Here is a 13,961-nt window from a genome sequence, read left to right as displayed (position 1 = left end):
AACCGATCGCTTGAGCAGCACCCGGAACGGCCAAGTCCGGATAATAGGTAATATACGCTGCCCTTGTCCCTTGCAGTACAGGCTCCCATGTGGACGAATCGCTCCAATCAAAGGGCTGCTCAGCGGAACGTGATCCGGAACGGACCGGTATCCCTTTTGCAGCAGCTTCTCTGATACCCGACGCCCTGTTTTCCCCGTACCGCCTACGATAAGAACCGGCTGATTCATTCAATCTCCTCCAATATTTTATTTAGTTGCACAAGCAAACGTTGTGCGATTGAAAAACCGAATGCTCATGTCATTCGGCATTTTCCAAGCGGTTGCTTACCTCGTTCAGCTGAAGCGAGAGTTCGTCGTCCTGGCTGTCTAATATCGTGTTATAACGCTGCCGCAGCTTTTGCCAACATTCGTGGATTTGACTCTCAATCTCTCTTCCCCGGTCTGTTGCGTAAATCAAGGACATTCGGCCGTCCTGGCGACTGCTGAGAAGTCCTTTGGCTTGAAGGCTCTCGATGAGCCGCGTAATGGTGGAAGGCTTAAGATGGAGGCTTTGGCCGATTTCTTTCTGCGAAATGCCGTCCTTCTCCAGCACCGTCAGCATCAGAAATGCAGAGGTTGGGTTTAGTCCACTTGGTGCAAATTCATCTTCGGCCATCTTGGTAATAATCCTGCTGAGGCGATTGGCTGTGAAATATAAGCATTCTTTAAAATAAGTGTCCAACATGTCGCTGCCTCGATTCAAAGTTTAAATTAATGTTTGCACAAACAAATATATTACACTTTCTCCAACTTGTAAAGACTGGAAATGTGAAGTGACATGCACATTTTGATCTATGACACGTTAGTGCCTTATTGCCATTGTAGACAAAAAGGAAGACTGCCGGACATCAGCCCGTCAGTCTCCTCTTCCCTACTTCGCAGTATGCTCCTCATCATATTCGCTGGACAATTCCTTCAGCGATTTGATTTTGCCATGGGGATGCTGTTCTTGCTTGCGTGACTTCCAGGCTGCTTCATTTCTTCTTTTCTGGTGAGCCATGACAGATATCCTCCTCTGGAAAAGTGAGTTGTATACCACTTCCTTATGTTGTCATTCCAGGGCCTTGTTCATTCGTGAAAAGAAACAGTCTCAATCCCGGAACAATCCATGACGGCGTTCATGCATCGCACTTCATTGTTTAGCCTTTCTCAATCGGATCTTGGGCTTCGTCAATTCATAGCTGTGCTTTACCATCTCATGGATATCATCATCCTGGAGGTCCCCATCCAAGATCACCGTATTCCAGTGCTCCTTATTCATGTGATACGCCGGCGTCACTTCTTGGAACATACTGCGCAAAAAATCGGACCGGCTCGGTTCGCATTTCAAATTGACGCACAAGTGATCGTTGTGATGGAAAATCAGCGCAAAGCTCTTTTTGTTCCCTTTATGGCGGATTACAGTCCATTCTGCTCCAAACGGATGGTCTTCATAACAGGCCGGGTAGGACAGACAGTATTCAATGATTTCGTCGATCGTCATTTGCTTCCCTCACTGCTTGATTTTTTGTAATTCGACATGATTATTTATTATAATCCAGCCCTATTGGTTTTTCATTTTTTTGTGAAGAGTAGAAGCAATCCGTAGATAAAATAAAGGATGCAAGCCGTGATGACGCTGTACAGAAAAACAAGGAATAGACGTCGGCGCCCATACTTGAATGAATGCCCAAGGTAATCCTCCGAGCAGGAGGGTCGGCAGCATGCTTATAAATATTAGAACGGCAGCAACCATACAAATATGGATGAGCAGCAGCAGCTTTCTTTTTCCGGTTAAAGGGCTTCTCCTGCGTTGTTTAACGGCTAGCTTTCTAACGATTCGGGCTGACAGGACAATCCATAATACACCGAATAAAATGACGATGATTTCGAAGATACTCACGATGCGATCCAGCAGTTGATAGCTGTCGGTATGATTCACCGCCGGAGCCTGCCCTTTCCACAAGTCCATCACGCCTTGTCCAATTGCCGTTGTATAGCTCGTGTTCATATTGGCGAGAATCGCCACACCCAGCTGTTGATCCGGCTGCAAAATAAAATACGACGTAAATGACGGATTCTCACCGGCATGAAAAATAACATTTTCCTTGCTTTTGCTCATGACCGCCCATCCGTTGGCATAATACGTATTCTGGTCAAAAGGATTTACCGACTTGTCAGGATTGTGCGACTCCTCAATCAGTTTGGGATCGATGACCTGTTCGGGAGCGCTCTTTAGCTGGAGCTTGATCCATTTCGCGATATCATTCGTATTGCTGACGATATAACCCGCAGGGGTGTTGCCCCGATAAATCGGAGGTGTGAATGGCCTATGATTCATCCATCCGATTTTATAGCCGGAAGCCATATGGTCTGGTTGAGTCGACGGTACACCCACGAACGAGCTAGTCATGCCGATCCGATCTAAAATGTGCTGCTTCATGTACTGATCATAGGGCATGTTGGAGACCCCTTCGATAATTAGGCCCAGCAAGTCGTAATTGATCGTTGCGTATTCAAAGGAACTTCCCGGCTTTCGGTTCAGCGTCTGGCCCTGCAATGTTTTTACCGTCAGCTCAAGCGCGTTGTCCGCTTTGCTTTCAGGGATCCGGGTGATCGTATTGGAGGCGATGCCGCTGGTATGATGCAGAAGCTGATTAATCGTTATCTTTTGCGGCTCACCGTGATAAGTTAACTCTAACCATGGGATGTATTTTTGAACATCATCCGTCCGATGCAGCAGCCCTTGCTTCTCCAGCAGCAAAATCGCTAAACCAGTAAAAGCTTTGGTCGTCGAACCTATTTCAAATAAGGTATCGGAAGTTACGGGAGTTTTCGTCTTTACGTTCGCGTATCCAAAGCCTTTTTGATACACCGTCTCCCCTTTCTCGACAATCACCAAAGAGATTCCGGCTATTTTACTGATGCTTTGCTGGTTTTTAACATACTGTTCGATCTTCTGGATCTTATCGTTTGACTCCGCCCACACGATTCCTGGAGCGATACTGCTGATGGTCATAACGGCTGCAAGTAATAACAAGCCCATTTTGATCCGTGATTTCAATGCGTTCATTCTTTTTCTCTCCCTAGTTCATTGACATCTGCCTGGCTTCATGAGTCGATTGCGATTTACTTATTTTTTGATGGGTATCCTTTTACCGTAAGTCAGCAGCCGCCATAGCCATTCCATAGGCCCCATACGAAACCGTTTGAGCCAAAAGGAACTGAGCGGAATCTGAACGGCATAGATGCAAAGTGCGATGATTGTCCCTTCATCCTGATTCATCCAGCCTCACTCCTCATCTTGCTGTCTACCGTCGCACCTCGCTAATGTAAGCTAAATGGAAACTGATTTGAATAGAGAAAGCCTTACACATGCCTTACACTTTAGTAAGGGAATCATTTCCTCATATGAAAAGACGATCATCCCTAATAGGAACGACCGTCTCTAATCACGGCAATGCCGGGTGCCGCAAACGATATATTTACCGATGGCTTAATCCATGAAAAAAGCACCCCGCGACTCGGTATAGGTACATACCGGATTTAGGGGTGCTGCTGCCAAACTAATGATTAATGTCACATTTGTTCATAATAAATGCGATCTGATTCTCGAGGCGGTTAATGTCTTCCTGCGTCTTGGGGTCTTCCTTGCCCATGCCCCGGAGCGAGGCGAGCTCCTGCTTCAGCTGATGCAAGTCCTCCCCGGCATTGCTGCAGTCATAGTTACTTTCCAGGTTTTCGAGCATATGCTTTTCCTCCATTTTCTCTTGGATGTACTTCCCTATTATGGAGGATTCACCCGAAATTATTCAGAATGGGGTCAGCGAAGAAATTGGTTATGTTCCTTTACGAACCACACTCTAGATCCCTTGGTTTAAAAGCACATGAACGGCGTATGGTTCCAGGAGAATGCGGCCTTCAATGGTTTGCTTGCTCAGGGCATTTATATACGTGCCCCCCAGTTCTACATCGACGGATTCACTGCGGTGATTCAGCAGCATTAAGTAGCTTTTGCCATCCTTTTCTCTTTCTACTGCCTCGACTCCATCATAATTTTGGGACAAGGATGGGACAGCGCCCTCCCTTTCCAGAACCAGCTTCATCAAGCTCTCCATCGCCCGGTCATCCAGGTCGCACCCGACGTAATAAACCTTCCCTTTACCATAGGTGTGAACAGTAACTGCCGGTGTTCCGCTGTAATAATGGCTCTCATAATCCGCGAGGCTCTCAGCCCCTTCCAGCTTAAGCACATCGCACCACATGGAAGCGGTGCCGTCCCCGAACTCTCCGCTCACGGATACGGTCCGGCCGAAATTAACCGAGTCATACTCTTCCAGTTCAACGCCTGCCAGTCTCCGGAACAAGCCCGGCAGTGTCAAAGTCGTCATCCGGTTATTCCAGGTACGTGTTCCCGACCGGAACGTGATGAGCAGTGAACCGCCGCCAGCCACATATGCCTCACATTTGTCTGCGATCTCCTCCGTCATCAAATTAAATGCCGGCATCAGAACAAGCTTGTAAGGCGTAAAGTCATTCTCCACGCTGACCACGTCTACGCCGACATGCTGCCCGGCAACTGCATCGTAGTAGCCTGCCAGCAGAGCTTCATAACTGAAATTCCGGTTATGAGGCTGAGCGCGGTGGCTCCACACTTGATCATAGCTTTTAATGAGGGCTACGGTATTGTTATTGGCGGCCCCTACGAACAGGGGTGACAGTTCTTTGAGTTCATGTCCGATCGCGGTGATCTCCCGGTACCTTCTCCGGCCGATGCCGTCATGATCAAGGATGCCGTGCCAATACTGTTCGATGCCGACCGTGCAGGCCCGCCAGCGGAAATAGACCATGGCATCCGCTCCATGCGCGATCGCCTGATAGGTCCATAAACGAAGTTGTCCCGGCTCGGGCGTATCGCCCAACGAGTGCCAGCCGCACGGACCGCTCTGCTGTTCCATCATCCAGTAGTTTTGATTTTTGATGCCGCGCATCAGATCATGGGCCATGGCGACGGTCAGAGGCGAAGATTTGCCCCACATATTATTCGGATAGTTATCCCAAGAGATAAAGTCAAGATCCTTGCCTAAGTCGAAGTAATCGATCTCGCTGAAATGACCCATCAAGTTATGGGTGATCGGCAGGGAGGTGCATGCACGAATCTCTTCGATTTGAAGCCGCTGATAGGCGGCCGTCGAATCGGAATAGAATCGGCGGTAATCGAGCTGCATGCCGGGATTATGGTTATATGGGGTGGACATCAATCCGCCGGAACCGCCCTGGCTGAAGCCGTCGCTTGCGGCATACGTAGGAAGCATAATTTCTTCCCAGCTGCGGTAAGTATGGCTCCAGAACACGGTTCCCCACTCTTCGTTCAGCTTGTCGACAGTGCCGTACTTTTCGCGGAGCCAGATCCGAAAAGCATGCAGATCGCTCTGGCAGTAGCACGGACCGCCGAATTCGTTATCGATCTGCCAAGCAACGATGTGCTCATTGTCTTTGTAATGCTCGGCCATGACCCGGGCAATGCTTGCGGAATACTTCTGATACACCGGATGATTAACGCAATAATGCCTCCGTGTACCAAAACCTTTAGTTAAGCCGTGAACATCGACGGGGTACATATCCGGATATTTGTCCATCAGCCACTTGGGAGCCGCCGCCGTCGGTGTTCCCAAAATGATCTTGATCCCTTCCTTGGCCAGCACCTCAATGGCATGGTCGAGCCACGCAAAGTCGTACCGTCCTTCCTCCGGCTCCAGTTTGGCCCAGGCGAATTCCGCCAGCCGGACAATGTTGATATTCGCTTCCCGCATCATTCGGGCATCAACGGCCCAACGTTCTTCGGGCCAATGCTCAGGGTAATAATCCACGCCGAAATACATGGGCATCTCCTCCAATATGTATCATTATTTTGCTTGATAACATCTTCTTGAACCCATTATATTATTAATCATATGAGGCTGAAATCGTAAGATTTTGATACTATAGTATAACAATTATGCTAAAAAGGAAGCTGAGATATGAGAATCAATTACTTCATTCCGAGCCCGCGATTCACGAACCTCATTTGTTATCCCGAGTCGTTCGGACATTATGCAGATGAGCCATCACACAGTGAAAACCGGACGCACGGACTCTCCACCTATAACTGGCATATCGTACGCGGTGGGAAAGGATACATTCAAGTCGGTGAAACCATACTGGAACTTGGCCAAGGTACCGGCTTTCTATGCGGCCCCGGTGTTCCCCAGCGGTATTATGCCGATCAAGACGAGCCTTGGGATATCCGGTGGGTTCATTTTACGGCTCCTGGTCTTAGTACGTTACTCCAAGGGAGAGGTGAACGGGAGGCATGGGTATTTTCGTGGGAGGGCGCGGACCGGCTTGATCGGCTGTGGTCGGATCTCCTGGCCACCGGCCTTCACCCGCTGCAGGAAGGCGAAGCACGGTTGTCCGCGATGCTGTACGAAATGCTTGCCGAGTTCATCATGTACGTAGACGGCTCGGAAGAACGTCCTCAGCCGGGGATGCGCACCAAGCTGATGGAGACGGCTCAGTGGATTCGAACTCACAGCCATCAGCCTCTTACGCTCGAGCAAATGGCGAGCCAGGCAGAGTACAGTCCCTCCCATTTCAGCAGGCAGTTTCACGGTTTGTTCGGCAAAACGCCGATCGAGTTTTTGAACGAATGCCGTATTCTTCAATCCAAATCCCTGCTGATTTCAACCGGTTGGACCGTGAAAAAGGTCGCGGAGACGGTCGGCTTTGCCAGCAGTACGTACTTTATTCAGCGTTTCCGCAAAAACGAAGGCATGACGCCAGAGCAGTTTCGGGAACTTCGTGGCGTTCACGTCAAGTGATGCGTTATTAACGGGCGTCTCAATCCTCACAAACGGTTAGAACTACGTTGCCTTTCTTGTGGCCTAGCTCAACATAGGCATGTGCCTCGGCGGCTTGCTCCAGCCGGTAACGACGGTCGATGACCGCCCGGAGCTGACCCGCTTCGATCCGATCCTTCAGAAAGGCCAAGTCTTTCGCGTTTTCCTTCATATTTCCGCCAATCACCTTCTTGCTGCTCGTCAAGCTGGCCCACAGCCCGCGAACGATGATCACCGGGTTCACATGATAAGCCCGAAGGTAGACACCGTTGGGTGCCAGAAGCTTGACGCATGCACTAAAGGGGCTTTTTCCCACCGTGTCGAAAATAATATCGTAAGGCGGGCCGTCATTAGGCAGCTGCTGTTTCGTATAATCCACAACCCGATCGGCTCCAATTGACGTTACCAGCTCTGCATTCGAAGCGCTGCATACTCCGGTGACTTCCGCTCCAAAGTGCTTTGCCAGCTGCACGGCATACGTGCCGACGCTGCCTGAAGCACCATATACGAGTACGCGCATGCCGCTTTTATTTTCCCTGCTCTAAGAAACTGGAGCGCTGTGAGGGCGCCAACCGGAACGGCAGCCGCCTCTTCAAACGTCATCACCAAAACTGCTGCCACAGGCTGCGTAGACGGCATCCCCTGTCTTGAAGCGGGTAACACTTGTTCCAGTGGATTCGACCACACCGGCCAATTCAAATCCGAGAATCCGGATGCGCTTCGGTCTCCACAATCCGTTGAACAGTCTTGCCAGAAAAGGGTCCGCCCTGCGTAATCGCCAATCTCCTGCTGCAGCGGTTGTAGCATAGACCTTGATTAATATGTCGCCGGCTTTAGGGGCCGGCTTGGTCACTTCCTTGAGCTGAAGCACATTTGGCGGTCCGTATTGTTCATACACGATGGCTCTCATTTTTCCGCCCCCTGTGTTGGTTTCGGACCTGTCCCTGCGCTGCTTCCAGACTCCGTTCTGACCAAACCGCATAACCCATACCTGCGAGAGCGATTCCCATCGGAACCGCCAATACCCGATCCAGCGGGTGTGGAAGCAGTGATGAAGCCAGTGTCGACACAGCGGCGCAAGCCAACAGAACAGCTGTCCAGCGCGGGAGGATCCCGGCGCGGAACGTAGCTATGCCAAGCAGCAGACCGCCGAGCACATACAACCCACCACCTACAGGTGCTACTCCAGGCAGGAGCCCAAGGTTGGACACGGCTGATGATCCGGCAAAAATCCCTAAGTACCCCTCCACGAAACTCGGTGCATCCGCAGCGATAACCGGTAAAACAAAAGCTTCAACAAAAGTGAAAGCCGTTGTAGCTGTCCAAAAGAGACCAAACAAGAGAAAACCGGCCAATCCGGTCCACCCGGCTACATGGACTTGCCTTGTATAAATTCCGGTTATGCCGAGCAGTCCGAGTAGAGACATCGCGAGAGTCATGTAATGGACGATGGCCCAGGCCTTTGTGGTAACGGATGATAGAATTTCAGGCGGATGAATTGCCTGGATGACGATAAAAAGAATGCCCGCCAAGATGGCGGATAAACCGCTCCAACGAATGACGCGATAAGCTGTTATGTTCATATCGTTTTCTCCTCTTTGTTTTATTCTTGTCGACGATTAGCAAGTTCTGTTCACTCCGGTATATTTACTGACAGCCTTCTTGTGTCCTATTAATCTCTGTTGGTGATTCCGGCTGTGGTTCTAGCCGGATGACTGAAATCAGCCGCAGGTTGAGATCGCGGAATCTTCTAAGCAAGCCGTATAAGGCGGGTTGATCGGCCACGGATCCGGTCAAAATGGATGTTCCATCTGGTTCTTGATTGAGACGAAGTCCCTCGAACCCGTCAGCCCACCGGTCGCCGAGATATCCCTGAAACCGAATCTCATACCGTTCAGGCTCATTTGGATTATCTGGTATATCATGTGTTTCGTTCATTCAACCGCCTCCCTTAATTTCCTTTCCATTTCATGTCGTGGTCAGTCTCCTTTCATCGTGCGACTCCGTTCCTAAATTGAAGATACAAGATCATGTGGTGAGACGGCATCACCAGATGTGGTGATTTTAAATGGTCACCGTACATTCATTCGAAGTAATTGGCATAAAAAAGAGCCCCGATCCTGGGCTTATTCCTTCTTCCAGGTCCGGAGCTATACGAAAATCGCTATGTCACAAGTCATCAAGCTCTTCGGCGCGCCTTACGGCTGCCCGACGGTTGTTCACCTCAAGCTTGTCATAAATGTTTTTGGTATGAGTTCGCAGCGTATTCAGCGAGACGTGAAGCTCACGTGCGATTTCAGGCCCGCTCAAATCGGTTTTGAGCAGACGCAGCACGTCCCGCTCCCGTTCGCTCAGCGGCTCTCCAACTGCCTTTTTCGCAGCCGATCCGCTCCCCTCCTTGCCAAAGGATAGCAGAAGAAGCCGCACATAGTTTGGACAGATCCCTCCATTCCATGCTGCTTCCAGCAAAGCGGCCATCGGTTGGCCCTCGTCTGCAAAAATCCGAACGTACCTTTCCGGCTCTGCCAGTGTCAGGGCACGCTCCAGCGGCGCAAGTGCGGAGGACATGTCGCCTTGGCTGTGATGAGCAAGGGCTTGAAGGATCAAAATTTCGATTTGACTCCCCGTCCTTCCGCTGTCTACCGCTGCTTGGGACAGGCGTTCCAGGAATCCCAACGTTTCCTGAATATGTGCAAGGTTACTTGGATGCCGGTGCAAAAGTACCCGGGCCAGGGTTATGTGCTCAAATTCGCGCAGATAGTGCAGGTCATCCGATGTGGAGAGACCCTGTTCGTGTACCCACTCCGCAGCCTCGTTCCATCTATTCAGAGCGAGCCACACGCGTGCTTTCAAAGCCGACACCGGACGCACGTTTGGAAAAAAATCACCGACATACCGCTGCTCAGCCTCTTGAAGCAGTTCAAGCGCGCCATCCAAGTCTCCTTGCGATTGCCGCGCCATAGCTACCCGCCAGCGATATGGATATTGGGGCAGTCCCAATTGCTCACCTAACTCCTGGCTTCTGTGCAGATGCTGCATGGCGGCGTTCAAGTCTCCCTGCTCCCGGCTTAGCTCGCTCATTCCGACATACATATCCGCTGTGCCCCGCATTTCAGGAGTACCCATCTCCGCAGCAAGCAGTAATCCATTCTGGAAGATATCCATGGCCTGGCGAAGCCGCCCCAACGCTATGTTTATATCGGCCAGAGCGATGGAGCCCCCGATCGCGTCCGAGATGTTCCCTGCCCGCCGGACATTCGCCATTCCCTCACTGAACATCCGGTACGCCTCCTGAAGATCACCGCTCGTCCAGGCCGCAAGACCAAGGAGCGCGGCTGCCGCGCCGCGCCGAAGATGATCGTCCGCCGGAACGAGTTCAAGTACTCTCTTCGAATATGTAATGGCGGCGGGTATATCCCCAATGGCCTGGGCATAAGCGGCGCGGTATCCGGCAATGGTCCCCGGAAGGCGGCGAAATTCCTCCTCGTCTACGTAACACATATCGGTTGCTGAAGTTTCCGGCGTCCTATCCAATGAGGAATTCTCCAGCCACCGCTCGGCATCGCGCAGCCGTTCCTCTGCCCCTTCGACCTGGCCGACGGCAAGTAACGCCCATGCATATTCAACGCTGAGAACGGGCCTATGGCGAATGATTTCCTTGGGCAGCGCCTGAATCCACCCGAGCACTGCGGATTCCTGCCTGCTCCTGCGCATGGCTGCCCAAGCCTGCTCGATCAGATCCGCTGCTCGCGGGAAGTCTTCGGCGGCCAACGCATGCCCTATTGCTTCGGCGTAGGAGCCGTGCCGCCCGTACCACTCACTCGCACGCCGATGCAGTTCAGGAATGAGGTCAGGCTGATCCGTTCTTAAATGTATGGACAGCACTTCACCAAAGAGATGGTGATAGCGATACCACTGCCGCCTGTCATCCAGGGGCACGATAAAGAAGCTGCCCTGCTCCAGCGATTGGAGCCGAGCTGCCCCTTCGTTCTGGCCGGTAACGGCATCGCACAGCGGGCCATGCAGCCGATCCAGAATCGAGGTCTGAAGCAGGAAATTGCGGACATCGGCCGGCTGACGCTGAAGAACCTCCTCGACCAGATAGTCGACAATGTACCGGTTGTCTCCGGCGAAGGAACGGATAAAAGCGGGAATGTCATTACGTCCCTGCATCGATAGAGCCGCGAGCTGCAGTCCCGCGATCCAGCCCTCGGTACGATGATCCAGCGCGTCAATATCCTCTGCTGACAGATGCAGCCCCATCACCTGATTGAGGAACTCGGCTGCTTCGCTTGCAGTAAAGCGCAGCTCCGAGTCGCGCAATTCGGTTAAATGGCCGCCGGCGCGAAGCCGGCTGAGGGAAAGCTGCGGGTTTTCCCGAGTCGCGATCACCAGGTGCATTTGCGGCGGTAAATGCTCGACCAGGAACGCAATGGTATGATCGATCTGCCGGTCTCCTACAGCATGATAATCGTCCAGCACAAGGACGAATTCAAACGGCATTGATGAAATTTCATTCAGCAGCATTGTGAGCATCGTTTCGGCTTCCGGTGGCGATTGGGATTGGATTGCACGCATTACGGCTTCTCCGAAATGCTGCTCTATTGTCTGCAAAGCAGCGACTAGGAGCGTAAGCAGACGCAGACGATCCTTATCCCTTTCGTCTAAAGACACCCAAGCGACAGGCCGTTCACAACCGGCAGCCCATTCGCTGATCAGTGTCGTCTTGCCAAAGCCGGCGGAAGCAGAAATTAAGGTCAACTTGCGCCCCATCCCCGCCTTCAGCCGCTCAATCAGACGCGGCCTAGAGACGAGCCTCGTTCGTGGCTGCGGGATGTATAGTTTAGTAGATAATACAGGAAGTTCCGGAATATTCATGGATATAATCCCTCGTTAAACCCATTTTTGCTCATATCAATCCGCATCCGAGATAACCCCATTCTATGATTTATATCCATCATGATATCTTTAATCGGATGTTTCCACCACTAAAATTTAAACGAATAGACGGCTGCTTTTACATCTTCAGTGAATGTTTCTATGACGATGACCGCTTACCGCTGCATTCTTTCCAGCATTCGTATCACTGCCCATACTGCAAGCGTTGTAATGATTGCAACGATGGCTGATCCGCCGGCGTGCAGAAGCAGCACTGGAGCCCACAGAATGCCGAGATAACGATGCACCATGCGCATCCTCTTGTTACGAATTCTTTTTATGAAGAAGCCGTAACCGGCGATCATCAATAAGATCGTGAATGCGGAAAGCCCGGCAAATATTTTATGATCATCTGGCTTGGTTATCAAAAAATATAAACCGTGAATCGTGACGAGCGTTAAGGTTATCCAACCCAAAAGCTTGTGCACGCCGTACAGCAATTTTCCGGTTTTTCGCACCAGCATCGAAGGCGATTTCATTTTCTTTTTAAACCAGACCCAAGAGAAGCTAGCCGCACCGAGGAACACGGCGAGCGTTCCCAGGAATTTAAAAATTTCAGCGCCTCCTTCAGGCGGCTCTTCTGCGTGTGAATGCACGCTCAACCCAAGTCCTTCCGGGGACGTTAAGAGGTGATCACCATTACTGTGAAAAGAAGAAATATAGAAATAGTAAGCTAAGAGCAGGACGGCAGCAACAGCTGCTATGATAGCAGGGATCCAAACCTTTTTTGTTTTCATGGGCTGCACCTTTCATAGAGTTTTGACTTCACTATAAAAGAACAAGATTAAAAACCGATTAGAATCCGCTGTGATGTTGACGGCAGACAAAAAAAGAAGAGCGCCGCAGCATGCCAGCACTCTCCTATTACTTAACGCTTTACCCTTGCTTATCATTATTGATATTAATCGTTGAATGTTCATTCAATTTAATGATCCGGGATGAAATGCTGTCTATAATCCGTGCGGAAAACGTACTTGCGATCAGGCACACCCCGATGAATACAAATATTTGCGGTACCTGCGTGCTGATCACATTCTCCAATTGAATGAAATTCAGCAGCAGCGGTACGGAAAAGGAAGCAATATTTCCGCAGAACACCGCGGTGACCAGCAGGTAGAACGACTTGTTGTCCCTAAAGTGCATCCCGGTGTCGGTATCCGTGTTTTTAACCAGCAGAAAGCTGGTTACACCTCCTACGGACCCGCACAGCGTCATGGTCAGAAAATAAATCTCTCCTTCCGACAGCGCCTGAAAAAAGACAAGGCGTGCCAAATACCACAAGATCAGCAGCAATGCCACGAGACAGCCGACCTTAAACGCCGCATCGACATTGATCAGCCAGAGCGGCTCCTTCGTTGGCTGGGGAGCAGCCGCCTCTTGGGAAGACGGCTGCTGAACGGCCATAGGGGCTGAATCCAGCATTGGGGATGAAGCTAAGGAAGCATGTATCGGAGTGGATGGATCATCCATTGGGGGTATCCACAATTAAACCAATGATTTTCGGAATTCCGCTCGTATCGCGAACTTCGAAACCGTCCTGGAGCTGGGTCGTCATCGAGCTGTAGTCGGAACCGGAAGCGGACGCCGACTCGAAGTTGAACGGGCCGATGCCAAACGTTGCTTTGGCGGACCATTGGGTTTGCGTCGTTGTGTTGGTCCAGTCTTTGGATGAGAATCTCAAGTAAGGCGCGTATCCTAGGACGACTCCCTTGACAACAACATTCATGAGTCCGGATTCGCCCCAGAGCGGTTTACCTGCAAACATGCTGCCCTGCGGCCAGTTGGTGTAATCCTTATACGTGGACAGCAGTCCTTCGAAGAACCAATCCCCCGGGTTGATATTCACGGTAATCACATCTTGATACGTGATCAGAATATCGTAAGAATAATCCTCTTTAAACTGTGTGGATCCGGAATCATTGGTGCTTCCGCCAAGCCAGAACCAGTCGATAGGGATGCCCACGTTGGCGCTGAATTTCCATGAGCTGTCCCTTTCGGTCTGCTGCTGATCATTTAATGCGATTTGTACGTTTGCCTGCTCTGCGAACAGCGGACCTCCGTTCTTCGTAGCGATGTCATTTTGCTTGATAAGCCATTGCCGGACGTCTTTAAGCTCGCTCGTTTTAA

Annotated in this window: 15 protein-coding genes and 1 pseudogene; 1 reads left to right on the top strand and 15 read right to left on the bottom strand. The window is 50.9% G+C overall.

Annotated elements, in window-relative coordinates:
• The 8 genes from CPT76_RS39145 to CPT76_RS07885 all read right to left on the bottom strand — a co-directional run.
• Nucleotides 1-228: hypothetical protein (locus tag CPT76_RS39145; protein WP_258168189.1), on the bottom strand; the 228-nt coding region annotated here is incomplete at its 3' end.
• A 70-nt stretch (nt 229-298) separates the two neighbouring features.
• Complete coding sequence (locus CPT76_RS07910; RefSeq protein ID WP_258168188.1) at nt 299-655, bottom strand: MarR family winged helix-turn-helix transcriptional regulator; 357 nt, start codon at nt 653-655, stop codon at nt 299-301.
• A gap of 255 nt (nt 656-910) precedes the next feature.
• A complete protein-coding gene (locus CPT76_RS38280) occupies nt 911-1,039 on the bottom strand; it encodes a DUF6254 family protein (RefSeq protein ID WP_219845392.1) in 129 nt (42 codons plus the stop codon).
• Between the two features lie 132 nt (nt 1,040-1,171).
• The gene (locus CPT76_RS07905) at nt 1,172-1,522 is read right to left on the bottom strand and encodes an MmcQ/YjbR family DNA-binding protein (RefSeq protein ID WP_105442521.1); all 351 of its coding nucleotides are present in this window, start codon (nt 1,520-1,522) and stop codon (nt 1,172-1,174) included.
• Nucleotides 1,523-1,582: 60 nt separating this feature from the next.
• Nucleotides 1,583-3,091, bottom strand: a complete 1,509-nt coding sequence (locus CPT76_RS07900) for a serine hydrolase domain-containing protein (protein ID WP_258168187.1) — start codon at nt 3,089-3,091, stop codon at nt 1,583-1,585.
• Between the two features lie 60 nt (nt 3,092-3,151).
• Nucleotides 3,152-3,304: a DUF418 domain-containing protein gene (locus CPT76_RS07895; protein ID WP_105442520.1), complete on the bottom strand. Its 153-nt coding sequence runs from the start codon at nt 3,302-3,304 to the stop codon at nt 3,152-3,154.
• 280 nt (nt 3,305-3,584) lie between these two features.
• The gene (locus CPT76_RS07890) at nt 3,585-3,767 is read right to left on the bottom strand and encodes a DUF2524 domain-containing protein (RefSeq protein WP_076164415.1); all 183 of its coding nucleotides are present in this window, start codon (nt 3,765-3,767) and stop codon (nt 3,585-3,587) included.
• A 114-nt stretch (nt 3,768-3,881) separates the two neighbouring features.
• Entirely contained in the window at nt 3,882-5,900 is a 2,019-nt protein-coding gene (locus tag CPT76_RS07885; RefSeq protein WP_181152735.1) for a beta-galactosidase, read from the bottom strand.
• 138 nt (nt 5,901-6,038) lie between these two features.
• Between CPT76_RS07885 and CPT76_RS07880 the strand changes: the two genes are divergently transcribed.
• The gene (locus CPT76_RS07880; protein ID WP_105442518.1) at nt 6,039-6,878 is read left to right on the top strand and encodes a helix-turn-helix transcriptional regulator; all 840 of its coding nucleotides are present in this window, start codon (nt 6,039-6,041) and stop codon (nt 6,876-6,878) included.
• 19 nt (nt 6,879-6,897) lie between these two features.
• Here CPT76_RS07880 and CPT76_RS07875 read toward each other — a convergent pair.
• From CPT76_RS07875 to CPT76_RS07845, 7 genes and pseudogenes are all read right to left on the bottom strand, one after another.
• Nucleotides 6,898-7,806, bottom strand: a pseudogene (locus CPT76_RS07875) (NAD(P)-dependent alcohol dehydrogenase).
• Nucleotides 7,787-8,479, bottom strand: coding sequence for a hypothetical protein (locus tag CPT76_RS07870; RefSeq protein WP_181152734.1), 693 nt, complete (start codon nt 8,477-8,479; stop codon nt 7,787-7,789). Before CPT76_RS07870 ends, CPT76_RS07875 begins: the two are co-directional and overlap by 20 nt.
• 64 nt (nt 8,480-8,543) lie before the next feature.
• Complete coding sequence (locus tag CPT76_RS07865; protein WP_105442517.1) at nt 8,544-8,834, bottom strand: hypothetical protein; 291 nt, start codon at nt 8,832-8,834, stop codon at nt 8,544-8,546.
• Between the two features lie 231 nt (nt 8,835-9,065).
• Nucleotides 9,066-11,774 carry a winged helix-turn-helix domain-containing protein gene (locus tag CPT76_RS07860; RefSeq protein WP_105442516.1) on the bottom strand — a complete coding sequence of 903 codons (2,709 nt, stop codon included), beginning with the start codon at nt 11,772-11,774 and terminating at the stop codon, nt 9,066-9,068.
• A 176-nt stretch (nt 11,775-11,950) separates the two neighbouring features.
• Entirely contained in the window at nt 11,951-12,571 is a 621-nt protein-coding gene (locus tag CPT76_RS07855; protein WP_105442515.1) for a hypothetical protein, read from the bottom strand.
• A 139-nt stretch (nt 12,572-12,710) separates the two neighbouring features.
• Nucleotides 12,711-13,238, bottom strand: a complete 528-nt coding sequence (locus tag CPT76_RS07850) for a YEATS-associated helix-containing protein (RefSeq protein WP_105442514.1) — start codon at nt 13,236-13,238, stop codon at nt 12,711-12,713.
• A gap of 58 nt (nt 13,239-13,296) precedes the next feature.
• A partial coding sequence (locus tag CPT76_RS07845) for a hypothetical protein (RefSeq protein WP_181152733.1) occupies nt 13,297-13,961 on the bottom strand: 665 nt, incomplete at its 5' end.

Source organism: Paenibacillus sp. AR247 (assembly GCF_002968895.1).
Taxonomy (GTDB): Bacteria; Bacillota; Bacilli; order Paenibacillales; family Paenibacillaceae; genus Paenibacillus_AQ; species Paenibacillus_AQ favisporus.
The sequence above is the reverse complement of the archived record's forward strand: the minus strand, read 5'-3'. Positions and strand labels throughout refer to the sequence as shown.